General features: G+C 56.5%; 27 protein-coding genes and 1 pseudogene. 17 read left to right on the top strand and 11 right to left on the bottom strand.

The window, feature by feature from the left end; genetic code table 11:
* A partial coding sequence (locus IFT87_RS18845; protein ID WP_206757238.1) for a hypothetical protein occupies positions 1-405 on the top strand: 405 nt, incomplete at its 5' end.
* A 692-nt stretch (positions 406-1097) separates the two neighbouring features.
* On the opposite strand, the gene IFT87_RS18840 is transcribed toward IFT87_RS18845, so the two are convergent.
* The 7 genes from IFT87_RS18840 to IFT87_RS18810 form a co-directional block, all read right to left on the bottom strand.
* Positions 1098-1259 carry a hypothetical protein gene (locus IFT87_RS18840; RefSeq protein WP_192191599.1) on the bottom strand — a complete coding sequence of 54 codons (162 nt, stop codon included), beginning with the start codon at positions 1257-1259 and terminating at the stop codon, positions 1098-1100.
* 667 nt (positions 1260-1926) lie between these two features.
* Entirely contained in the window at positions 1927-2337 is a 411-nt protein-coding gene (locus IFT87_RS18835; RefSeq protein ID WP_192191598.1) for a hypothetical protein, read from the bottom strand.
* 42 nt (positions 2338-2379) lie between these two features.
* On the bottom strand, positions 2380-2586 hold the full coding sequence (locus IFT87_RS18830; protein ID WP_192191597.1) for a ParD-like family protein: 207 nt from the start codon (positions 2584-2586) through the stop codon (positions 2380-2382).
* Positions 2587-2926: 340 nt separating this feature from the next.
* Positions 2927-3283 carry a hypothetical protein gene (locus IFT87_RS18825; RefSeq protein WP_192191596.1) on the bottom strand — a complete coding sequence of 119 codons (357 nt, stop codon included), beginning with the start codon at positions 3281-3283 and terminating at the stop codon, positions 2927-2929.
* Positions 3284-3346: 63 nt separating this feature from the next.
* Positions 3347-3511, bottom strand: a complete 165-nt coding sequence (locus IFT87_RS18820) for a hypothetical protein (RefSeq protein WP_192191595.1) — start codon at positions 3509-3511, stop codon at positions 3347-3349.
* A gap of 70 nt (positions 3512-3581) precedes the next feature.
* Positions 3582-4265 carry a sensor histidine kinase gene (locus tag IFT87_RS18815; protein WP_249403458.1) on the bottom strand — a complete coding sequence of 228 codons (684 nt, stop codon included), beginning with the start codon at positions 4263-4265 and terminating at the stop codon, positions 3582-3584.
* Entirely contained in the window at positions 4262-4966 is a 705-nt protein-coding gene (locus tag IFT87_RS18810) for a Crp/Fnr family transcriptional regulator (RefSeq protein WP_192191594.1), read from the bottom strand. The genes IFT87_RS18815 and IFT87_RS18810 overlap by 4 nt, the downstream gene beginning before the upstream one ends.
* A 578-nt stretch (positions 4967-5544) precedes the next feature.
* Here IFT87_RS18810 and IFT87_RS20960 point away from each other — a divergent pair.
* From IFT87_RS20960 to IFT87_RS18790, 4 genes are all read left to right on the top strand, one after another.
* Entirely contained in the window at positions 5545-6261 is a 717-nt protein-coding gene (locus IFT87_RS20960; RefSeq protein WP_197975364.1) for a helix-turn-helix domain-containing protein, read from the top strand.
* Positions 6258-6509 (top strand): DUF6894 family protein, encoded by a 252-nt coding sequence (locus IFT87_RS18800; protein WP_192099930.1) that lies wholly within the window; start codon positions 6258-6260, stop codon positions 6507-6509. The genes IFT87_RS20960 and IFT87_RS18800 overlap by 4 nt, the downstream gene beginning before the upstream one ends.
* A 141-nt stretch (positions 6510-6650) precedes the next feature.
* Complete coding sequence (locus tag IFT87_RS18795) at positions 6651-7349, top strand: Crp/Fnr family transcriptional regulator (protein WP_192099932.1); 699 nt, start codon at positions 6651-6653, stop codon at positions 7347-7349.
* Positions 7350-7391: 42 nt separating this feature from the next.
* Positions 7392-7649 (top strand): DUF6894 family protein, encoded by a 258-nt coding sequence (locus tag IFT87_RS18790; protein WP_192191593.1) that lies wholly within the window; start codon positions 7392-7394, stop codon positions 7647-7649.
* Between the two features lie 2 nt (positions 7650-7651).
* Here the strand turns inward: IFT87_RS18790 and IFT87_RS18785 are convergent, their stop codons facing one another.
* The gene (locus IFT87_RS18785; RefSeq protein ID WP_192191592.1) at positions 7652-8383 is read right to left on the bottom strand and encodes a Crp/Fnr family transcriptional regulator; all 732 of its coding nucleotides are present in this window, start codon (positions 8381-8383) and stop codon (positions 7652-7654) included.
* Positions 8384-9302: 919 nt separating this feature from the next.
* Between IFT87_RS18785 and IFT87_RS18780 the strand changes: the two genes are divergently transcribed.
* Positions 9303-10060 (top strand): IS5 family transposase gene (locus IFT87_RS18780; RefSeq protein WP_192191591.1). Its coding sequence is split into 2 segments (ribosomal slippage): positions 9303-9636 and positions 9636-10060, totalling 759 coding nucleotides; the frame shifts between segments, so codons are not numbered across the junction.
* Positions 10061-10183: 123 nt separating this feature from the next.
* Here the strand turns inward: IFT87_RS18780 and IFT87_RS18775 are convergent.
* Positions 10184-10495 carry a hypothetical protein gene (locus IFT87_RS18775; RefSeq protein WP_192191590.1) on the bottom strand — a complete coding sequence of 104 codons (312 nt, stop codon included), beginning with the start codon at positions 10493-10495 and terminating at the stop codon, positions 10184-10186.
* 242 nt (positions 10496-10737) lie between these two features.
* On the opposite strand from IFT87_RS18775, the gene IFT87_RS18770 reads away from it, so the two are divergent.
* Both IFT87_RS18770 and IFT87_RS18765 read left to right on the top strand, forming a co-directional pair.
* A complete protein-coding gene (locus IFT87_RS18770) occupies positions 10738-10887 on the top strand; it encodes a hypothetical protein (protein ID WP_192191589.1) in 150 nt (49 codons plus the stop codon).
* Positions 10884-11063 carry a hypothetical protein gene (locus tag IFT87_RS18765; protein WP_192191588.1) on the top strand — a complete coding sequence of 60 codons (180 nt, stop codon included), beginning with the start codon at positions 10884-10886 and terminating at the stop codon, positions 11061-11063. The genes IFT87_RS18770 and IFT87_RS18765 overlap by 4 nt, the downstream gene beginning before the upstream one ends.
* Positions 11064-12458: 1395 nt before the next feature.
* Here the strand turns inward: IFT87_RS18765 and IFT87_RS18760 are convergent.
* Positions 12459-12983 carry a CAP domain-containing protein gene (locus IFT87_RS18760; protein ID WP_192191587.1) on the bottom strand — a complete coding sequence of 175 codons (525 nt, stop codon included), beginning with the start codon at positions 12981-12983 and terminating at the stop codon, positions 12459-12461.
* A 161-nt stretch (positions 12984-13144) separates the two neighbouring features.
* Positions 13145-13783, bottom strand: a complete 639-nt coding sequence (locus tag IFT87_RS18755) for a L,D-transpeptidase family protein (RefSeq protein ID WP_342211207.1) — start codon at positions 13781-13783, stop codon at positions 13145-13147.
* Between the two features lie 915 nt (positions 13784-14698).
* Between IFT87_RS18755 and IFT87_RS18750 the strand changes: the two are divergent.
* From IFT87_RS18750 to IFT87_RS18710, 9 genes and pseudogenes are all read left to right on the top strand, one after another.
* A pseudogene (locus IFT87_RS18750) lies at positions 14699-15317 on the top strand (integrase core domain-containing protein); the annotation flags it as partial.
* A gap of 369 nt (positions 15318-15686) precedes the next feature.
* On the top strand, positions 15687-16472 hold the full coding sequence (locus IFT87_RS18745) for a diguanylate cyclase domain-containing protein (RefSeq protein ID WP_192191586.1): 786 nt from the start codon (positions 15687-15689) through the stop codon (positions 16470-16472).
* Between the two features lie 142 nt (positions 16473-16614).
* On the top strand, positions 16615-17199 hold the full coding sequence (locus IFT87_RS18740; RefSeq protein ID WP_192191585.1) for a recombinase family protein: 585 nt from the start codon (positions 16615-16617) through the stop codon (positions 17197-17199).
* A gap of 275 nt (positions 17200-17474) precedes the next feature.
* Complete coding sequence (locus IFT87_RS18735; RefSeq protein WP_192191584.1) at positions 17475-17969, top strand: MucR family transcriptional regulator; 495 nt, start codon at positions 17475-17477, stop codon at positions 17967-17969.
* A 283-nt stretch (positions 17970-18252) separates the two neighbouring features.
* Complete coding sequence (locus IFT87_RS18730) at positions 18253-18873, top strand: OmpA family protein (RefSeq protein WP_192191583.1); 621 nt, start codon at positions 18253-18255, stop codon at positions 18871-18873.
* Positions 18874-18899: 26 nt separating this feature from the next.
* On the top strand, positions 18900-19592 hold the full coding sequence (locus IFT87_RS18725) for a CsbD family protein (RefSeq protein ID WP_192191582.1): 693 nt from the start codon (positions 18900-18902) through the stop codon (positions 19590-19592).
* Between the two features lie 116 nt (positions 19593-19708).
* Positions 19709-21001: a cation:proton antiporter gene (locus tag IFT87_RS18720; protein ID WP_192191581.1), complete on the top strand. Its 1293-nt coding sequence runs from the start codon at positions 19709-19711 to the stop codon at positions 20999-21001.
* A 74-nt stretch (positions 21002-21075) separates the two neighbouring features.
* The gene (locus IFT87_RS18715) at positions 21076-21291 is read left to right on the top strand and encodes a hypothetical protein (protein ID WP_192191580.1); all 216 of its coding nucleotides are present in this window, start codon (positions 21076-21078) and stop codon (positions 21289-21291) included.
* Between the two features lie 114 nt (positions 21292-21405).
* On the top strand, positions 21406-21930 hold the full coding sequence (locus tag IFT87_RS18710) for a DUF937 domain-containing protein (RefSeq protein ID WP_192191579.1): 525 nt from the start codon (positions 21406-21408) through the stop codon (positions 21928-21930).
* Positions 21931-21990: the final 60 nt, after the last annotated feature.

Here is a 21990-nt window from a genome sequence, read left to right as displayed (position 1 = left end):
ATAGGCGTGCTGACGGATGACGGCCCCATGAACACCCATCGCGGCCCTGTGGCTGGTGCCGGCAAAAGTCGGCTTGATCGTAGGTATTCGAACCGAACGGCGATGAGTCTTCCAGCCGTGCTCGTCACATCTCTTGCAGATGAGCATCCGGCTATCATCCAGAACGTGTCGACTTTGGGGTTCAAGCTCCGCTCGGAATACAGAGTTACGGTCGGACGGTTTCTTTCCCTCGAACTACCGGGGCTAACTGTCTACTCGGGATGGGTCGCGTGGTCGTATCTTGACCAATTTGGGCTCGATGTGGCTAACGCCATTCCAGAGCCGGTCATCGAGCACATCATCGCGATGGCGTTACAGGCCAGCGAGGGCGTTCACCACGAGGTCGAGCGCCGAAACGACATTTGATGGCGCGGTCAGTCCCCATGAGTCACCGAGAGGTCTGGATACAGGCGGGCGCCATCCTTGCAGAACACGGCGAACATACCCCAAATTATATCGTCGATCAGATGGTCGCTGCCATCGGCGACCCCGTCGCCGTAAAGGATTGGCACCGCATTGCCGCTGCAGTCGATGTTATTAAAGGCACGTGGGCATCTACTGCAAATTGCTGATCTCGAAATACGCTTCGGATCGTCGCGGCTGTCGCACAATCCCGGTGAGGGAGGCCGTCACACTCTGGCTCCGGCCGATCTCGTTATCTTGCTGCGCACCTTCCCACAACATGACGGGCGGCCGGCACTCGGGGCATCTAATACAGCTTTAATAGAAAATAGACAGGATTAATCTTTGTATCTGGAAAGTCTGTTCCGCCAGTATTAAACTCGAGCCGGGACGCTAGACAGGCTATGTCAAAAGACGAAATAGAGAATCAGCATGCCCGCGTTACTAACGCGTTAGGCATTGATTCAGATACTATGAGAAGTCATCCCTACGATCTTGAAGTTGCGAAGAGTAATTCTTCATTAGTTCGATGGCATAAGCAAGCGCCCGATGGATTCATTCGCGAAGGTAGGCTGGGATCATATACGACACACATTCGACCAGGAAATGACTCTGGCACTCGGACTTTTGTAGAGAAGGGCGTTCAACGCTATCAATCAGGTTAAAGGATGAATAACGGTAACTACTCTTTGACCACACCAGATCTCTACATCGTTCTTTAGGGCATATGTCTTTCCGTCCGAGACAGCCTCTGCATCGTTTGGGCATTCTAAATCAATGCGCTCAATGATTTTACCGCCATTGTCAATAATATACATGCGATATTCCAGCATAACTGTTCTTCCGACCCCTTTCCGGGGAGCTAACCTGAAAGAAGGTCAAAGTTACGTAAAGCGGTATCGCAACCGCAGCGGTTTGAAGAAACCTCTAGTTGGTCAGATGTTAGCCGATGTTGATGTCTGGTTGATTCGTTCAAAGCGGGCGTTGGGGTCGTATCATGACGGTAATAAGTCCTTGTGGTGTGCGAGCAAACTTTGAGAAAAATGCGAGTGCATGCTTTGCGCGCCTGGCGATTTGATCGAGCTACGCCTCAAGCCTAACATCCCGTCCGACGATAGCGCCGCGCGATGGCTAACGCGATTTGGCCACCCGAAACCCACCGCTGCGGTTCCCTCTCCATTATCCCCGTTCGACGGTCATGTATGTTAGAAATACGGCCTCAATCGCGACTATACGACAAACACAACCTTTCCGACAGGGCTATCGAACGACGTCAGGAACCTCGGGTTAAAGCGAGAACACGGATAATTTTGAGGGTGTCGGAAAACGGTATGTTTGCGGCAGGCTAGGATCGTCGTAGTGCCTAGTAGCCTGTCCGCAATCTCCTGTTTTTCGTCCATTCCTGTTTGCGACCGGGTTTTCCGACATTCGCCCGCCGAACGGCGATGATTGGTACTCAGCACTCCAGCAGGGCAGAATATTCGATCAGAGCTGAAGACCTTTGGCCTTCCAAGCTGCCATTTCGCCATCGGCTATGGTCAGCGACACGCGCCAAGCGTCGGTGCGCCGTAGGACATAAACATGCTCCCACTCGGCCACCGGAGCGTCGTCGACACCCATCATGCGATAGGCTATGCGGGCCTGAGCAACGCCCGGGAACAGCTCGTAGGCGGACAGGAGGGTGCCTTCCGGCCGCACGACACCCTGCGCTCGATAGAAACTGAACAGCGTGGCGCAATGGTCTCGAAATGCGGATCGGGGCATGGCGAAGTTGCCGGTGGGGGTGGGGAACAGCGCAACCTCGTCCCATAGCTCGCTTAACGCCTCGGCATTCTGGCGCGAGAAAGCATCGACGTAACGGCCGAAGAAGTCTGTGATTTCATTGTGAAAGGCCATGTCAGTCCTGGCAGGTAACCGGATGGCTGGCGGCGCTCTTGATCAAGCCGCGAGCGGCTGAACTAGGCGGACGTTCGCTTCCGCGAGTTGCATCTTCACGATGTCGTTGAAGGCCAGGCTCGGATTGGCCTCGGCGAGCATCCCGATCTTCATCCAGAACTCGGCCTGGGCGTTTATCGACCGGCACATGACGGCGCTGGCACGGCGTGCTTCCTCGTGCAGCTCATCGTCGATCTTCACCAAACCCATCACCTGATCCCGACATTGTGAATATACGCTTCGTCTATGAAACATATCTTTGGTAGTCAATAGCTGTGGTGGCCTACCGTGGCTCTGCTTTCTTGCAAGGCAAGGTGGAATTGAGCAGCCGGGCGGGGCCGGGGCAGGGCCTCGCCGTATCCAGTGCAGGCGTTTTCCAAATCTAAGGAGCGGCAACGGAAAGTCTGAAAGCGGTCATGTCGCGAAAGTTCTGCTTTTTGTATAATTGCGTTAGGTGTCGTTTCGGACTTTCACCCGGTCCAATAGGGGTGGGATTTTGGGTAGTGGCGGGTTGGAAGGGGTAAAAGATCGTCGGATTTAGGCAGATATGCTATTTGAACATCGCCGGTTTCGTGGCGCTAGCGTTGTGTAAAAGACGCTCCATTTTCTCCATTGCAGCTCCCGACAACGTTAATTCGTCGTCGAGATCCCCACTGCCATCGCCAACAATAAGACCTTCGGCAGACAGATGCATGAGCCAACGCGACGCTACAGCTGGCGAGATTTGATGGCGTTCAATAATCTGGCGCCCGGTCATGCGAACGCCGCGAGCGTCGGCGACAAACAGTTCGAGAAGAAAGTCCCAGCTCGGTTCACCAAACAGGGAGGACGGAGGTTCCTTGGTACGACTACGCCTGAACGCCAGCATGAAATCGGCAATATCGGCAATCCTGTCGTTGTCGATCATCCACTACCCTTTCGCATCTGCATTCTCGCAAGGAGATGTAGCTAAATGGGGCAGAGCCGTAAGTCACGTCATTGGAGGGATTTGCTCGTCTTCGGCCAGCTCGAGATGCTCCCGAACCGTGCAGAGCAGGGCGCCTAGAGCGAAATCGCTATAGCTGTCGGCAAGTCGTATCAGGCAGTCGATCTCGCTTGCAATCGACCGCGCTTTTTCAAGAGGAATGTTCGCCAACTTCGTTACTCCTGCAAGCATATACGATAGAGCCGCCCGGCAAGCGACTTGTGCTTACCAACCGTGAGCGTCACCCTGTCTGGGTCATGCGCAATTTCTCAGAAACGCGAAGCTCGAACGCTTTGGATCCTGCCTCGGGCGCGATGAAAAGCCCGCCAATCGATGCCGTCAGCCGCTTTACTAAGCCAAGACCTAGCCCGCTATGATTAGACCGCTCGAGTTCAGGAAACGGCAGCCCGTCATCGTCGACAATCACCGATACGTCGCCGCCAGGTGTCCGGCCAAGCGTGATACGAATATGGCCGGCCTTGCCGTCCTTATAGCCATGCTTGATCGCATTCGTGGCGAGCTCGTTGGCGACAAGAGCGAGAGTGGTGACCTCATTCTGTGTAAGGCCGTCGACGTCATCGGTGACCTGTAGCGAGACGAGAATGGACCTTGGCTCCGCCTGCGCATGCAAGGCTTCGCAGACCTGGCGTAGGGCAGCCTCTATCGACGGCTTCTGATCGCCGTGCATGGTACTGCGAGCGCGGGCGAGTATGGAAACCCGCTCCATAGCATCGGTAAGCGCCTGACGTGCTTCCGAGTTCGTCGCACGCTGACTTTGTAGTGCAAGCAGGCTGACCACGAGCTGTAGATCGTTGCTGCACCGGTGGTTGGTTTCGCGAAGCAGCAGGTCATGATCTCGGTGCGTGCGGGGTGCTTTGCCGATTGAGTTCGACGTCATGGCTGAGCGCTGATCATTCTGCGTCATGCGACGTCTCCCGTAGGAGGTGACACAGCATCGATATGCTGACGCATATGCAAATAGGCCGGATCGAACCCGCCGACATGCCGTAGGGCCGAGATATCAGGGATCGATAACAGTCGATCACAGATTGCAATCAAGCCTTCGGTGCGCAGCTGACGGATCATGCGGTTAACGTGGACCGTGGTTAGGCCGAGGGCGTCGCCGATTTGCTCCTGACGTAAAGGGAACGGAATCGTGACGTCGTTGCCGTCGTCCTCGCCGAGGCGTACGACTAGTTCGCAGAGCAGATGGGCGACACGCGCTCTTGCTGATCGCCGGCCAAGCGACAGCATCCACTTACTGGCGATCGCGTTCTCTAGTATCGTAAGGCCTGTGAAAGTCCGTGCGATACCGGAATAGTCGTCGACGAGAGCCAGGGCTCGCTGTCGTGGCAACGCGACGACGGTGACGTCGGTGAGCGTGCGGACGCTGTATGCGGGGCGCTCGAACAGGAGTGTGTCCAGATTAACAATATCCCCCGGCACCAGGAGTGCTGTCAGTTGACGCCCGCCATTGCGAGCACAGGTGTATCGATAGGCCCAGCCCTTCGTGACAATCAGCAAATTGTCCACTCGATCGGCTTCGCAGACGAGATCCTTGTGGGAATCGAAGCGTTCGGACCAGGTCACCGCCTGTTCCAGCGCCCGCTGTTCATCTTTGACCATAAAAGGCGAACGCCACAGGCCGGTACTACGAAGATATCGTGACGGCCAATATGAGCTATGATTGGCCTGTCTGGACTCAGCTGATACAGGTTGGGTCATCCCGATTACCCCTTCACAACACGTAGGATTTGCGTAGCTGCGTGTAAACTCTGCCGGCCGCGCGCCGGCTCTGCGAGCAACCATTCCTCGCGCGATGTCCAAGACATCTCTGACCTATATCTGTCTGGAGATAAAATCATGGACTGCAGGCGTACCAGATACGCGTTTGCGAGACCTTGATGGGCAGCAGCAGACGCACAGCATTTGGCCGTCCGGGCAAGATTGAGTTCGGCTACATGGCGATCGGCCAGGTAGCCGTAATCTTCATCACGCACCGTGCATCTCCTGTTAGCGTGCAGGAAAGATACATATGTTAACTGTGATTCCAACCGCTGCGACCAGTTTGGTATGCTAGATGACGGAGTTGGTTAACGACGCGAACGCGTCTGTCGTGTACGAGTGTTGCATCATCTACGGACGACCCTGGGCGTAGATGGCTGAGAGTTTGCTACTCCCGCCCTTCGATCCAGCGAGGGCGCGTGCCGCATCCCACCCAATCCTTCGTCCCTAATTGCCTGCTGTTGCTTATCGATGCAGCGGCCTACGCCGCAATTGGTCCGCATCTCGAACCCGTCGATCTGCCCAAGGGTACTGTACTGATCGAAGCGGGCGAGCCGTTCACGCATGCACATTTCTTCAATAGCGGCATCGGCTCGATCATAGTCAGTACGCCTGACAGCCAGCGCGTTGAGGCGGGGATCTTCGGTCGCGACGGCCTGTCTGGCTTTGGCAGCCTGCTGGGGGTCTACCAGTGTCCGCAGACCACGATGGTACAGGTTGAGGGCGAAGGCTACCGCATCAGCATCGAGGCGTTGCGCAGCGCTTGCCAGCAGTCGGACTCACTGCGCGAGACACTTCTGCGCTATGTTCATTTATTCATTTCCCAAACCAGCTATACGTCGCTGTCCAACGTCAGCCAGTCGGTAGAAGGACGGCTCGCACGCTGGCTGCTGATGTGCCACGACAGGGTGACTGGCGACGACATTGCGCTGACGCACGAGTTCCTCTCGATCATGCTGGCGGTACAGCGCCCCAGCGTTACGACCGCTCTGCACATGATCGAGGGCTATGGGTTCATCAAGGCTCGCCGCGGCCACATCACGATCAAGGATCGGGACGCACTTATCGACTTTGCCGATGGCATGTACGGCACCCCTGAAGCCGAGTATCGCCGCCTGATTGGTCCGTTCGGTTGAGCCGTTTCTATTTAAATCAGCAAATTCCAAATGGCATCATCGAAGACCCTGATGGCACCGAAGCCGTCGACCTAACCGCCGCACGACACGAGGCCATATTGGCAGCGCGCCAGCTTCTGGCAAATGCCATTCTGACCGGGGTTGCACCACTTGGGTCTGCGTTCCAGATCACGAATGAAGCCGGGCAAATCCTTCTGAGCGTGCCTTTTCGTGATGCCTTGCCATTCGGCTTCATCAACACCGACTAAGCGGCGTTTGGTACGGTATCATACCAAAATGCGCTGCACGCTCGCCCAAGGCTCGATCAGCATCTACCAACCTGCGTCAATAACAAAAGGGGGTCGGCAAGGTTGCAGGCCATCACATACGAAAGATGTCGCAAGGGCACCATGGCTTTCAATAACCGACTTCTGCGTGCCCTGTTACCTGCAGACCAGGAAACCCTGCGTCCCCATCTGCGGTGGTCGGAGCTGGAACGTGGCACCGTTCTCGTGTCGCCGAACAAACCCATTACGCACGTGTGGTTTCCTGAAAGCGGACTGACTTCGATTATTGCCATGGCGGGCACCGATCAGGGGATCGAAGTCGGTCTTGCTGGCCGCGATGGCCTGGTCGGCATGCCGCTCGTGCTCGACGCCGACCGCACCCCGCACCGCATTTTCATGCAGGTGACCGGAGCTGGATACCGCATTGACGGCGATCTTTTTCGAACCGTGCTCGACGACCATGCCGGCATTCGAAAGCTGCTTCTGCGCTACGTCCAGGCCTATTCGACACAGACCACCTACACCGCACTGTCCAACGCCATGCATACCGTTGAAGAGCGGCTGGCGCGTTGGCTGCTGATGAGTCACGACCGTCAGGACACTGACGAGATACCTTTGACGCACGATTTCCTGGCGCTGATGCTCGGGGTCCGCCGACCCAGTGTAACAATTGCGCTGCACTCGTTGGAAGGCCTTGGCTTCATCAAGGCAACGCGGGGGCTGGTCCTGGTGCGCAAGCGTGAAGAGCTGGAGGAATTCGCAGGTGCTGGATACGGGGTACCTGAAGCGGAATATGAACGCTTGATCGGTCAGTTGCGCTGAACCATGGGTCTAACCCTGATCAAGTTTACGGATACCGAGAGCATGCCCCGTTTTTTCCTTCACATCGATGATGGGACCCAGCGGATCGAAGATGAGGAGGGGAGTGAGCTTCTTGATCTGACCGCTGCCCGAGGCGAAGCCCTGGACGCAGCGCGGCAGCTATGGGCCTCAGCAATCCTGGCCGGGTATGACATTGAGGCGCATCGCTTCGTAATCACTGATCACGACGGCAGGATACTGGAAACTGTCGATATGGATGACGTCTTGCCAAAGAGATTGACCGGCCGATTAGGCCTCTAGCCCTATTTCTCTAAATGCAGGTACCGAGTACTAAAGTCAGCTATATCTTGTAACCGATCCCAATCGACGAACCGGATGTTTCTCCCATCTCGTGCTATCAGACCGTCTCGGCTTAAAAGCTGAAGCGTTCGGTTAATGTGAACAGCAGTTAGTCCAAGAGCATCCCCAAGCTCCTCCTGTGTCAGTGGGAGTTCAAAAGATCGATTGTTGATCTTATCTTTGCCGCCAGTCCTGACGGCAAACTCGCAGAGAAAGTGCGCGAGCCGGGCGCGGGCATCTCGTCGGCCTATGTTCAATATCAGTTCGCGAAGCATGGACGCTTCGGTTAACATGATCCTGCTTATGGCATCACGTACAACTACAAACTGATCTGAAATTGCCTTCAAAAGCTCGCTAGGTACGACGATTATTTTGCACCGAGTAAGTGCCTGAATATTGTGATCTGGCGTGTCTAGATAGAGACTTTGTAACCCCAAAATATCGCCGGTTATCTTGACCAAAAGAATCTGGCGATCGCCTTCGCGGTTTGTTTTCTGGCAAACGGTCAAGCCAGACGTCAGTATGCCGCATTTATCCGCAGTAGCACCCTCCCGGACGAAAAAGTCTCCTCGATATAACTGTTTAACTACATAAGGCATCTGCAGAATCGCTGCAATTGCCTTATCCGGGATGGGAGCGCGGTCGCCTAGCTTCTCCACCATCCGGGCGAGAGGATTTTCATCAGGCCGAGGCATCTACTTTGTCCTGCTTACCGAACGAACTCACTTTTTCGGCGGATATGAATGGAGGCTTCCAAGCCCTCTATAGCTTTATTAACCTAAGATAGGAAAGACTCGTGCAGAGCCTTTTTAGCCTAGCCGCATTGGTTTAATACCACTGAGTCTTTGCGAGCATCGCCACAGCCGCTAGGTGGTGGAACAAAGCTGATACGCCCTAACCGCCAGTCTCGGTCGCAGCGAAGGCGGCTTCACAACCAAGGTGCACATCGTCATCATCGACCCACAAGAGTAAGCCGGCAAGCAGCGGGCTATGATGACCAGACGGCGGGTTTCCGCCGGCAAGCATTACGCGCTGAATATTTTGTTTTTGGCGACTGCGGGAGGACCGCTTCCTGACGTCCGCTCGCCACTTCTGAATGGTGCGAAGTCGTAGTTGGCCGAACATACCGCGACATAAGCGGCTTCAGGCTCTCGCCTGCCCCGCGCCCGCCGCTTCGTGTTTGATTAGGGCTCTGCGAATTGAGCCTGCGCTGGATCGCTCTGTATCTTTCCCTCGCGAGCCAGCTTTGCGGGGGCGCTCGTGACGTCAAATGAAAACCAAGCCCGAAGCTTCGAAAGGGTGTCGCGGGCCGCCTTTGAGGTGATGCCCTGTTCTGACGGCGGCAATAGGTATGGCAAGGTCACAATGGCAAAAGATGCCCGACTTGGAAAGCCGGGCATCTTCTCGAATTTAACATTTTTCGGGTTTCATCATTCTTCCAGTAGGTCGCCACAAGGACGAGTTAACGAAAGTCTGAAAGATACACGTCTTTATCTCAATTAACCCCTGACGGGCTTACCGATAGGCCAATAGCGCATGTTAACCTCCCCCTAGGGTCAGGACCCATTGATGTGAGAGGCGCAATCTGATTCAGGCTCCGTGAGGAGTCTGAGGATGAGCGACCTTTACTGGCTGACGGAGGAGCAGATGGCGCGCCTGCGGCCATATTTCCCAAAGAGCCATGGCAAGCCGCGAGTTGACGACCGGCGGGTGTTGAGCGGCATCGTTTTCGTGAATCGCAATGGGCTGCGCTGGCGTGATGCGCCCAGCGACTACGGCCCGCACAAGACGCTCTACAATCGCTGGAAACGGTGGGGTGAGATGGGTGTGTTCCTCCGCATGATGGAGGGCCTGGCTGCCGCTGATGCCGACCCAAAGACCGTCATGATCGACGCGACGTATCTGAAGGCGCACCGCACGGCATCAAGCCTGCGGGTTAAAAAGGGGATCTCGGGCGCCTGATTGGTCGCACCAAAGGTGGCATGAACACGAAGCTCCATGCCGTGACCGACGCAAACGGCCGTCCGCTCAGCTTCTTCATGACCGCCGGACAGGTCAGCGATTACACTGGTGCGGCCGCATTGCTCGACGATCTGCCCAAGGCGCAATGGCTGCTCGGCGACCGCGGGTACGACGCCGACTGGTTTAGGGATGCCTTGCAGGCCAAGGGCATCCAGCCATGCATACCAGGTCGGAGGTCTCGGCTTGAGCCCATCAAATACGACAAACGCCGCTACAGGTGCCGTAGCCGTATCGAGATCATGTTCGGACGGCTGAAGGACTGGCGCCGCGTTGCGACCCGCTACGATAGGTGTCCGACAGTCTTCTTGTCCGCCATCGCCCTCGCTGCCACCGTCATCTTCTGGCTTTGATCAACGAGTCCTGACCCTAGTCAAATACAAGTGTGTCTTTCAACATGAATGCTTATGCGGTAAAGCTGTTTAACGATCGTCACCGCATTGGGTTTAAAGCGCGTTAACCGCAGATTACGGTTTTCATGTAAAAACTTTATTGATGAAATATCGAGTCGGATAACGGCTTTGTTGGTAAAGGTAGAGTAACTTATCGCCGGGCTGGCGTGTGTAGTCTGACCAGACAGGGGCAGACTTGCTATCGACAAGGTCGCCGCTCAGACGCCTGCGCCCGTGCAACCGCGTTTCATGCAGGCCCGCGGTCATGCCGGTCTTGATGGCTTCATCCGTTGTCTCGCCCGCTAGCAGGAGTGCGCCAGTTGTAAACTGCGGCAATGCCGCAAGCCCAACGTACCGGCTCGCAAGGTTACTCGCTTCAGTAGTGAAGGCGCGCATGACCTGGCCCGCGACCTCCCCGTCGACAGCGGAAGAAGATAGAGATGCTGATTGCGCACCTTAAGCACATCCGAAACTGAATCGATTGCGCCTGCGACGCCAAATCGCGCAGTACTATCAACGGACGGGTTGGTCGGATTGAGACGTAGCTCGACTAGGTCGCCAGACGTGCAGAGCATGCACCTCATGCGCCTATGGAGATCGTTTGCCTGAATCGGTCAAACGCGCATACTCTTGAGACGATGACGACACTGCCCCTAAATCCCGACGTGATCGACTTGCTTGACCGTAAAAGCCTGGTGAAGACATATCCTCAAACAGCTGGTCAAATAGGAAAAACGATGGCGGAAGCCTTGATCGCTGAACCCGCTCGTCGAAACCTCAAGATATGATGACCGTCCGCCAAGTTTGGTTAAAGGCAATGACGATCGTCGAGGCGCGTGGAGCCGTTGCGACCGCATCTATGGTCGATACGTTAATGGAAATTGTAAGCGACGAGGCTGATCTAAAGGATTGGGCGCGTGTCGCTTCTGCGGTTGACACAATTAACAACGGTCAGATGCAATAAGGCGAACGGAGTCAAGCTGGCTATAGCCACTATATATAGTCTACAGGCCGTAAGATAGAGTGTCACGTAGGGCATGCCTGTCGGGAACGCCGTAGGCTGCATCACACCATTTTGTTGCATCGTTTGATAGCGCATAACGCATCATATTGGGCATTAACGCAACATCTTCATCGAAGTCGGTTAGCGTTTACTAATATCGATGTTAACCCATCGCGTTTCTGCCTGGGTGCGCCACCAGCAGGCCCCAGGGACTTATTATCGTCATGGTACCACGCTAACGCCCCTGTTGGACAAATCGACCGGACAGCAACATCCGCTAACATCTGAACAAATTGGACGTTTCTTTAAACCGTAGCGGTTGCGATACCGCTTTACGCGGGCTTGACCGTCTTTCAGGTTGGCTCCCCCATATTGGGCTCGAAAGAACAGTGATGCTTGAATATCGCGTATATGTTATTGATAACGATGGTAGGATTATCGAGCGTATCGATCTGGAGTGTCCAAATGATGCAAAGGCCGTTTCGGACGTAAAGACCTACGCCCGAAAAAGCGATGTCGAGATATGGTGTGGTCAGAGGGTCGTTACCGTTCTGCATCCTCTAACCTGATTGAGAATGTCGAACGATTTCCTCTACAAACTCCTGAGGTGAAGAGTCATTCGCAGGCCTAATGGGTGTCGTGTATGAGCCAAGCTTGCCTTCTCGAATGACTCCGTCGGGCGCTTGGTCGTGCCAGCAAACCAATAGAGAACCACTTTTTCTTAGTTCAAGGTCGTAGGGATGATTTCGCATCGCCTCTGGATCGATGCCTAACTCGCGGGCAACACGAGTGTGCTGATCTTCTGTTTCCTCGTTTGGCATAATCTGTCTCAGCGCCCCGCCTCAGTTTCAATACTGACGCGACAAACCTTCCAAAGGTTGGGATTGATCCCGCCGATTTTTTCCAAAAACGGCATTAGCGCTGAGCGGTTGGCCCTACTCGACCAGACGAAGACGACGCGGCCGCGGTCGCCCTTCCAAGATCCACGAGTTTTCCAGATCGTTATCCGTGCTAATCGATCAAGGCGCCGGTAATTTGCCGCTTGGCCTAAGCCGTCACCACGTCAGAACCGTGAAAAGCTAAAGGGCTTTTGGAAAGGGGTGAGCGTTTATCCCGCCACCTTACGGGGCCGATGACTTGTGACTTAGGCCGCGCAAGCCATTACCCGCTAAATTGACGGCTTATACAGCCTGATCCGACGCCGCATCGTGCTCGACTACATCGGCCCCGTGCAGCTCTAACGAACCGCGCCACGCGAAGCATATGCCTCTCAATTTATGTGGAGCAAGTCCAGGCCGTTTCACTCAACATTCGCGCCGAACTGTACAGATGAGCCCAGCCGCCTCTATGCCTGCCTTAGAACGGCTTCTCGCCGAAATAGTTACCAGCGCTATTGTATCGACAGACGAACACGTCTTCGCGAACTCCGGTAGCCTCGGCGCATCCAACCTCGTGCGTGTCGCGCCACATCAACTGCGTGTAGTGGCCCACGTCGCCGATCTCGCCCGTCACGCTATTGTTAGGAAACAACCCAGGCTTGTAATACCGCTTTTCTCTCACCCAAGCCTCTACACGAGCCTCGAGAGGGAAATGACCTTTCGTTCCCGCCCAAAGGTTTTCTCCCTGTGGATCCGACGGCAAGTCCGGCGCGTGCTCGAATGCTCCCGTTGCGGCGAGATGATCGGCCCAGCGCTGCGCCGACCGCGCCAACCCAGCATTCCAGCGCAAAGGCGCGATGCCCAGCGCCGCTCTCTCCCGATTATGCACCGTGAGGATACGGACGTCGAAGATCGAAGCCAAGCTAGTTGCGCCGATCAGAAACGGCGAGGATAGAGATAGTACAGCAATCGCCGCCTTTGATAGTAACAGCTTGCCCGGCATAATGTCGAATGCTCCGTTAAGTAACGGACATTGGCACGGCATTCTATCGGAGGGGTTGCTATGTTCGGTTAGCAATGCGTTAAGTAAGATCGCTTCCTCGAGCTTTACTTAGCTGCGGGGAATTGAGGGTTCGGCCTATAACAGCCTGTCTTGAGGTCGAATTAAACGATTACCACCTGATCTCCTCGGCGCATTTGCCCGTAGAGAAGTTTGGCGAAAGCGAGCGGAACGCCGATGCAACCGTGTGTCGCAGAGCCTTCGCGGACGTTGCTGGCATGGATGGCGACGCCATCTTCGGTGAGCCGCAACATAAAGGGCATTTGAGCGTCATAAAGCGTCGACCGATGAGTTCGTGTCTTGAAGAGAACCGGGAAGATGCCGGTTGGCGTTGGCTTGCCGTCAGTTCCATAAAGGATGACCGTCGTACCGATCTCATGACCGGCTCTAAATACGGATAGAGTCTGATGACCGAGGTCGATGCGTACCCAAGTCAATCCGGCTGGAGTTCCAACTTCGTTCCAAACATAGTCGCCGAACATCATCGGCTTTTTGATATTTAGCACGCTGCGGACGACGCGCTTCTCACCATTCGACAACAACAACTCGGGGTAGCCCGTTGCAGGGAAACGTATACGCGAACTCGGTTCCGTTACGGCGTTAAAGGACCGAATGGGTTCTTGGACCTTAGGCTCGGAGCAACCGCCAACAATCGACAATATGTAAATGAAGCACAGAGCGATGCGACCCAATGGCATGGGCCTCGACAAAAGTGCGAACTTGGAAATTGCCGCCACCGTCACCGAACTTGAGCTGGCGGTCGCCCTTTGCGCCGTGCGGCACGTAAAGCTGAACCGATACTAAAAAACCCAACCAGCATCATGAGCCATTGCGACGGCTCTGGCACGCTGGATACGGGTACACCCCCGGAGCTACCGCTTCCACCGCCAAAGAACGGGCCGAATAGAGGCGTGATCAATAACGGCGGGCCGAAGTTTAAGCCGTTTGCTGGCACTAAAGGGTTGAAAAAAGACTCAGCCGGTAACGCTACAGTCAAGTCGAGGCTTGGAAAGTTGGTTGGCAAGTCAATAAATGGTCTCCATCGAACATTGGAGAGCACACGTTCTTTCGGTATCCGATTAGCCGGGATGCGAGGAACGCCCCTCGCGGCCTTCGTTTGGATTAAAGCGCCGGAACTTCTTTGGCCAGGAGAGCGTAGCGCAAGTAAATCCAAGGGGTCTGCTAGGACAGCCGCGATCGCTTCCCGCGTAGGACCGGGGGTCATGGCGAAAAATCCGGCCGCGGCAGCTAGAGACGCTAATAACAAGGCGCACCATGTGCGCCACGATCTCTTTTTCGCCTGCAGTTGCTTCTTACGAAACTTTTTCATATCCCCCCCCCGGTTGATATATGCATTAACCATAACATGATGCTTTTCGCATTGAAAAACAACGACGTTAGAAGGGCGTCAAGATAATCGGGGCAGATTGGCCGGCGGTCAGCCCTTTGCGAGCCGACCTTCAGGTGAAGTCAAATCATTTGAGGGTCTGTTCCGCTCGGGCTACGCCCGCCCGATTCTGTTAGAGAGGCAGGGTCGGCAGCGGGCAAGCCCGTGTTTTGAAACAACTGGGTGCGCGTGAAGCCTCAGGCGGGTGCCGTCTCAGTCCGTGTTGGGATCAACTTAGCCATTCTGCGGAGGCTCTGGGGAGCAGTTTAGCTACCCTATCGGCTTCATCCACGCGGATATCGCTGAGGTGCAGACCGCCGAGGGCAAGGCTCTCCTGAGGTCGTCAAAGGGCTCTGCCTGTTCGTCGGCATCGACCGCACCAGCAAGTTCGCGGTCACTCAACACGTCGACAAGCCTGATCGACGGACAGCGTGAGAGTTCTTGGAACACCTGCTGAAAGCCGCGCCCTACCGCATTCACACGATCCTGACCGACAATCCTGTCCTGAAAGAAGTCGAAAGGGCATCTAGTTCGCCGAGCAACCACGCAACCGCGACACCGCCTGGTCGCGCCAAATGCGCTTTCACGTGATCTGCTAAGCCAATGACATTGAGCACCGGCTTACCAAGCCGAACCATCCTTGGACCAACGGTCAGGTCACGCGGATGATCCGCACGATTAAGGAACCGACCGTCAAACGCTTTCACTACGAGAGCCACGAGCAGTTGCGGGTGAACCTCGCCGACTTCATGGCGGCCTTTCATTTCGCGCGCCGGCTCAAGACGCTCAGTGGGCTTACGCCTTACGAATACACCGCTAAAGTCTGGACGTCAGACCCAGATAAGTTCATCGTCGATCCGATCCGCCAGATGCTGGGACTAAACGCCTAGTTCAGCGGCGCTTTCACGATCAACATGGAACGGTGATCGCATCGTTGCTCAAGAAGGATTGGCCCGAGTCACAAAGCGAACGGGTAGCGGCCGTCTGCTCGTTTCCATGTGCCCGGTGGCTAGCCCCCTCGTTCCGCACCGCAGTTAACGAGATCGCCGGAGTTGCATCACCGTGCTAGTATTCACGATCACGGGCCGTGTAAAGGCGTCCGTGACCATGCGAGTTGGGGACGGGAAATGCGCCGCACAATATCCTCGACTTCGAGAAGTCTTCAATCGCAGTTGACCCCATTGGAGCTCGCGCTCCGCAAGTCGGCCGACTTGAACCGTTCGGTAGCTGCCGTCGGACTATCGATAATTTGGGTAATCGTGTTTGTCCTGGACGGATCCACCGGACCGCACTTTTCGCTGAATACGGTCTATCTGCTGCCACTGTGCTTTACCGTATGGTGTCTCGGCCGGGTCGCAGGGTTACTGTCGGGTCTGATGGGGGTGGCTGTAACCCTGTATCTCAATGGCTTTGGAGACGGCCTCTCCGCCCAGGCGTCAACCGTTCCGACTGCTACCGCTATCTGGAATGCAGGTGCGAGATCCGTCGCGGTACTCTTCATCATTCTGTTCGTAAGCGCGTTCCGGCGAACCTTCGATCGGGAGCGTGCGACAGCAAGCATCGATCCCCTCACCGGCCTCGGTAATCGACGATCCTTTCGAGTCGAATGCGCTCGCCTTGAGTTAGCCAGTGCGCGTGATGATCGGATCCTTTTGTGTGGCGTAATCGACGTCGACGACTTTAAGTCAGTAAACGACCAACACGGCCATGCGGCCGGTGATGAGGTTTTACGGGTTGTAGCGACAGCGCTTGGCTCCGCAGTTCGCCCCTACGACATCACAGCACGTCTGGGGGGAGACGAATTCGCCTTCTGCCTCGCAGTTCGTGACCAAGCTTCTGCCGAGAGAAAAAGCGGTAAGATCCACCGCGCTATCATGGCGGCGCTTCAATCAACTGACGTGTCGGCAACCTGTAGCTTGGGGGCGGCAACAGGGACCGATTTCACAGCCACATTGCTGACTGCCGATCAAACCATGTACCGTGCCAAGCAAGGGGGAAAGAGTTCGTGGAGGTTTAATAGCGCGCAAACATCAGGTCATCGGTAGCACCTGCGTCGCAAAACACATGATAGGCGACACTTCCGGCCTTGACCTTCGCGAAATTAACGCCGCCTCCAGTCACAACGTTCGACAAACCCTGTCGCTTTGATGGGGTGTTCGAGAACGTGCTTTCGGGGGTTTGTCGTACATGCTGCGTGGATATATGCGGGTCTCGTCGGCCGATGACCGCCAAACGGTCGATCTTCAGCGGGACGCGCTAGTCGCAGCCGGCGTCGATCATCGTCATCTCCATACCGACAAGGCATCCGGCGCACGCGACGATCGGCCGGGACTGAAAGCCTGCCTCGATTATCTGAACCCGGGCGACACGCTGATAGTATGGAAGCTCGACCGGCTTGGACGGTCGCTGCCGCACCTACTGGCGATCGTTACAGATCTGAAGACGCGCGGTATCGCTTTCCGCTCGCTAACCGAGCAGATGGATACGACCACGCCGCACGGCGAATTGCTCTTCTCCTTTTTCGGCGCACTCGCACAATATGAGCGCGCACTGACGCGCGAGCGCGTAATGGCTGGGCTTGCGGCGGCAAAGTGTCGCGGGCGCCAAGGTGGCCGCCCGCCGGTGATTGATACCGAAACCCTCGAACGGATTACAACCGCGCTGGATGGTGGGGCCAGCAAGGCATCTGTCTGCCGAACCTTCAAGGTACCGCGCTCGACGCTAATCGGCACCCTGGTCCGGATCGGCTGGACCGCACCCGCGAAGACCTAACTCGATCGCATCAAGTAGTCTGTCCGAAGAACACACGGCGATCGAGAATAGGCTCTGCAGGGTCGCTCATCCTAAGTGATATGCCGTAATCACGGCACCAAACGACGGGCAACTCGTGCCTCATCATATGCGGTGCGTCCCAAGATGGACCATTGAACGGCAATTTCGTGAGCTTTCGGCAAACGGATCGCTTCCTCGTTAAATATCTGCTTATCTTGAACTTCGGAGCGGTTGAACCTAATTGCATGCCCCCCTCCAAAAATACAGAGATTATAATGAACGATGACATCAACGCGGTCGAGTTGGCCGCTGAACTGACCGCTGCGTGGTTGGCCAATCCTAACACCCGCACGAATGCGGAGGATGTGCCCGCATTTTTGCGGTCAATGCATGCCGCTGTCGCTCAACTGTCAGGCACAGCTACTTCTGCAGCCCCGGAAGAAGCTGCTCAAGCTTATGAGCCTGCTGTCACGGCGCGTAAGTCGCTGGCGTCGCCCGATCACATCATTTCGATGATCGACGGCAAGTCATACAAGACGTTACGCCGCCATCTGTCGAGCAATAGCCTTACACCTGAGGAATACCGAGCGCGATACAACCTGAAGGCCGATTATCCCATGGTCGCACCATCGTACTCGGAAGCACGGCGGACCATGGCAAAGTCGATTGGTTTGGGGCGTAAACCCGGTCAGACAGCCGAAAAGGCTACTGATGATTCTCCTAAGGCTCCCCGCAAACCTCGTGCAACCAAGGTAACCGAGGAGGCATAAACGAAAGCGGGGAGGCGAGCCCTCCCCGTTTCCGTTCGGCTTCGCCAGGTTTCGGACGTCTCGTATGTCGCGACTTTTGCGACACCGGCGCGCTTGCATCATGCCGCTCTCAGACCTGCCCCATTCCGAGAAACGATAGTCATCGGGACCACGATCGACCTTCCGATAATCGTATAGACCTGGAGCAATGGTCTGGATGGATCAGGAACCTAATGCTCCGCATCAGTCGTTACGATCCAGTATCAAATGTCGCGCTACGATGGCGCGATGATAGGGGAACATAATGGCCGATCCACACAACAAGGACGGGGCTCCTCCGCGCTCGATTCATATCGAGAAGAAAAAAGTTAACTGGCTTGCCTGGATTGCGCTTGCCGCAGGTATTTTGGCGCTGCTGTTTGCACTCAGCCGTTGCGGGCATGACGAGACAGTCGCAGTTGCACCGACCCCCAGTTCGTCGCCGACCGAAGTCGTTGCAACGACCCCAGGCGCGTCGTCGGCTACAGCGCTTTCGGGCACCTCAGGCCTTGGTGGTTACCTCAGTGGTATCGAAGCTGCACCGCGGACATTCCAGTTCGAACAACTGACCTTCGATACGGCTAAGAGCACGTTGCGTGCCGGCGATGCACAGGAAGTGGCGACCATTGCCACTGTCCTCAAGCAGTATGCAAACACACGCGTCCGCATCGCAGGCTATGCCGACGCTCGGGGGCCGGCAGTGGCTAACGTTGCTCTTGGCAAGGCGCGCGCCGACGCGGTCAAGGCGGGCTTGGTTGCGCAGGGTATTGATGCCGCTCGCATCGAAACCGTGTCTGGCGGTGAGACCGATCCGGTCGACACCAACGCTACGACCGCCGGTCAGGCTGAGAATCGTCGCACCGAGCTGGTCGTAACCTCGCGCTAATTCACTGACATATCTGGAGATCACTCATGACCCGTACCATCACCGCCTTTTTTGATGAGCGTAATGACGCTGAAGCGGCCCAGGAACGCCTAAAGCAGTCACGCGTGGATGCCGATCACATCCGCATCCATGACAAGACCAGCGACGGCTACAATGAAACCACGCGCTCGACGCACGAGGATCGCGGCATTTGGGCGTCGATCAAGAATGCATTTCTGCCTGACCATGACCGCCACACATACGAAGAGGGCGTGCGTCGTGGCGGCTTCCTTCTGACCGCAGACGTCGATGACGATGCCGTCGGTGAGGCCGTCAGCGTCCTGGAAGAAGCAAACACGGTCGATATCGATGAACGTGCCGAATCCTGGCGTTCGTCGGGTTGGGACTACGAGCCAGCCGAGGCAGCGGCGACCGCTGCCAGCTATGGTCTCGATGCTTCGCCGGATCGGGCATTTGCAACGTCTGGCGACGATGTGCCACCGGCCAACACGTCATCGATTTACGGACGTCGAGATCTGGACCGTGGTTCGTCGCGGGTACGCTCGTACGGCAACGACCATAGCAGTGGTAGCAAGGCGAAGGGCATGGCTGACGAGGCGCTTGGTAACGTCAAGCAGGCAGCCGGCAGTGTGTTTGGAAACGAAAGCCTGAAACACGACGGTATCGAGCAGGAACGTCGTGGTGAGAGTGAGCAGGGCAAGGGCCCAGACCGCTCATAGACCAAAATGATGATGAGCGATGGCAGTGCCATCGCTCATCATCTCCTAGTTTATTAGCGATTAAGAATGCGCGGCTTCCTGCGGCACAGTCTCATTCCCCACCGGAAAGACCCGTCATGATCGCCGCTTCCGGGTTCCCCGACCCATATATCCTCATTCTCACCGGCTTTGGCCTGCTTACCGCGCTGGTTGTCTGGTTACCGCTGGCGCTTCGTAAGCTACCGCTATCGCTGCCGATCGTCTGCATCGCGCTTGGCGCTACGCTGTTCTCGTTGCCGCAGGTCACGCTCAGGCCGCTGCCGCTTCTTTATCCCGAGATCACTGAACGCTTCACCGAGTTTGTCGTGATCATCGCGCTGATGGGGGCTGGTCTGAAGATCGACCGGGTGTTCCGATGGCAGGACTGGGCGGTTACCTGGCGGCTGTTGGCGATCACGATGCCGCTGGGCATTCTGGCTATCACGGCGGTGACGGCATGGGGAATGGGACTGCCATGGGCGATCGCTCTGCTGCTTGCTGCCAGCCTGGCCCCCACGGATCCTGTCCTGGCAGCCGATATTCAGGTCGGGCCACCCAAGAGCGAGGACGAGGACGAGGTACGGTTCGGGCTCACCTCTGAAGCCGGCCTCAATGATGGCTTCGCATTTCCGTTCGTCCATCTTGCCATCATGCTGGCAGCCGCAACCGCAGCCGGGAACAGCAAGCCGTGGCTGGGTGAGTGGCTGACTTACCGCGTCTTATGGGAAATCGGCGCCGGCGTCGGCGCCGGGTGGCTGATCGGTCGGGCCTTTGGCTGGCTGACCTTCCACGTTCCAGCGCAAACCAAGCTTGCGCAGACCGGTGACGGCCTGATCGCGCTGGCTGCGACCTGCATCTCCTACGGCTTTACCGAGATCATCCACTGCTACGGCTTCCTCGCCGTGTTCGTGACTGCTTTGACGTTTCGAGGGACGCACCGGACCCACGACTTTCATCACGACATGCACGACGTCACCGAGCAGATCGAACGGCTGGCAATGATGGTCTTGCTGTTGCTGTTTGGCGGTGCGCTGGTCAGCGGGCTCCTGAATTCGGTATCGTTGACGGATGCGCTGATCGCGCTCGTGATCCTGCTGGTCATTCGGCCGATTACTGGACTGGTCGGCCTGGCCGGCCACCGGGCTGACCGCTCGGAAAAGCTGACGCTGGCCTTCTTCGGCATCCGCGGCGTCGGATCGATCTATTATCTCGCCTATGGTCTGAACCACATCCACGTCGATGCGGCCGAACGTCTGTGGGGCCTCCTCGGGCTGGTTGTGCTGTTTTCGATCGTTCTGCACGGCCTCACCGTGACGCCAATCATGCGTTTGCTCGATCAGCAACATGGGCGAGATCCAGACAAGGATGCGCCTCCCGCCGTGGGCGCTTGAGGCAACTCTGCATCAGGGTAGCGTGAGAACGGCGATTGCATGCCAGATGCAAGAGACGCGTAAAGGGACAAGGCATGACCGAGACGAACAAGGGGAACGCGAGAGGGCACGACGCTGGCAGTCCCTGGGCTATCCCTGCAAAAGGCTGGAAAGACATTACGCTGCGAGCTTGGAAGGAAGCAGGCCAGGATAACATCAGCCTTGCTGCCTCCGGCGTGGTTTTCTGCGGCGTGCTCGCCATGGTGCCTATGCTGGGCGCCGTAGTGCTGGGCTACGCCCGAACTTCCTGACTAATATTGCGCAGACAGCGCATGCCTGCCGATCCAAGGTCCTAGCTCGATCGAAGGTGACCGGACCTATAGGTCCCAGCATCTGTTGGTACCTGTCACAACAAGGAAGCCGACATGAATCTCAATGACCTGCTGCCTGATGGTGGCATCGATGCACTCGCCGCCCAGCTAGGCATACCGCGTGACCAAGCCCAGCGCGGCGCAGAAGCGCTGCTGCCGTCGGTTCTGGGCGGCATGGGAAATAACACGACGCAGTTAGACGCCCATGTGAACACGCTTGGCGGCGCAGATCTTGCTTCGAACGTGTTGGGCAACCAGCCGACGCAAATCGATCTCGGTAATCAGATCCTCGGCGGTATCTTCGGATCGAAGGACGGCAGTCGTGAGGTCGCCGACAACGCGGCGCAAAGCAGCGGCCTGGCACCCGAGCTTCTGAAGCAGATGCTGCCGATCCTGGTCATGCTGGTGGCCGGCCATCTGACAGGGCGCTCGGCCGGGCAGCAAGGTGGCCTTGGTGGGATCCTGGGATCTGTACTCGGTAGCCTGGGCGGCGCCGGAGTCGCAAGCGCTGCGCCTGGGGGCGGTCTTGGCGGCGGACTGGGGGGCATTCTTGGTTCGGTATTTGGCGAGCGGCGATAGAGCCGTCCGGACATAAGACCGTCCTGCTCGATCAAACCGGTGGTCTTGAGAACAAGAAAC

The organism is Sphingomonas sp. CFBP 8765 (genome assembly GCF_014841445.1).
Lineage (GTDB): Bacteria > Pseudomonadota > Alphaproteobacteria > Sphingomonadales > Sphingomonadaceae > Sphingomonas > Sphingomonas aerolata.
This window is presented reverse-complemented; position numbering and strand designations above follow the sequence as displayed.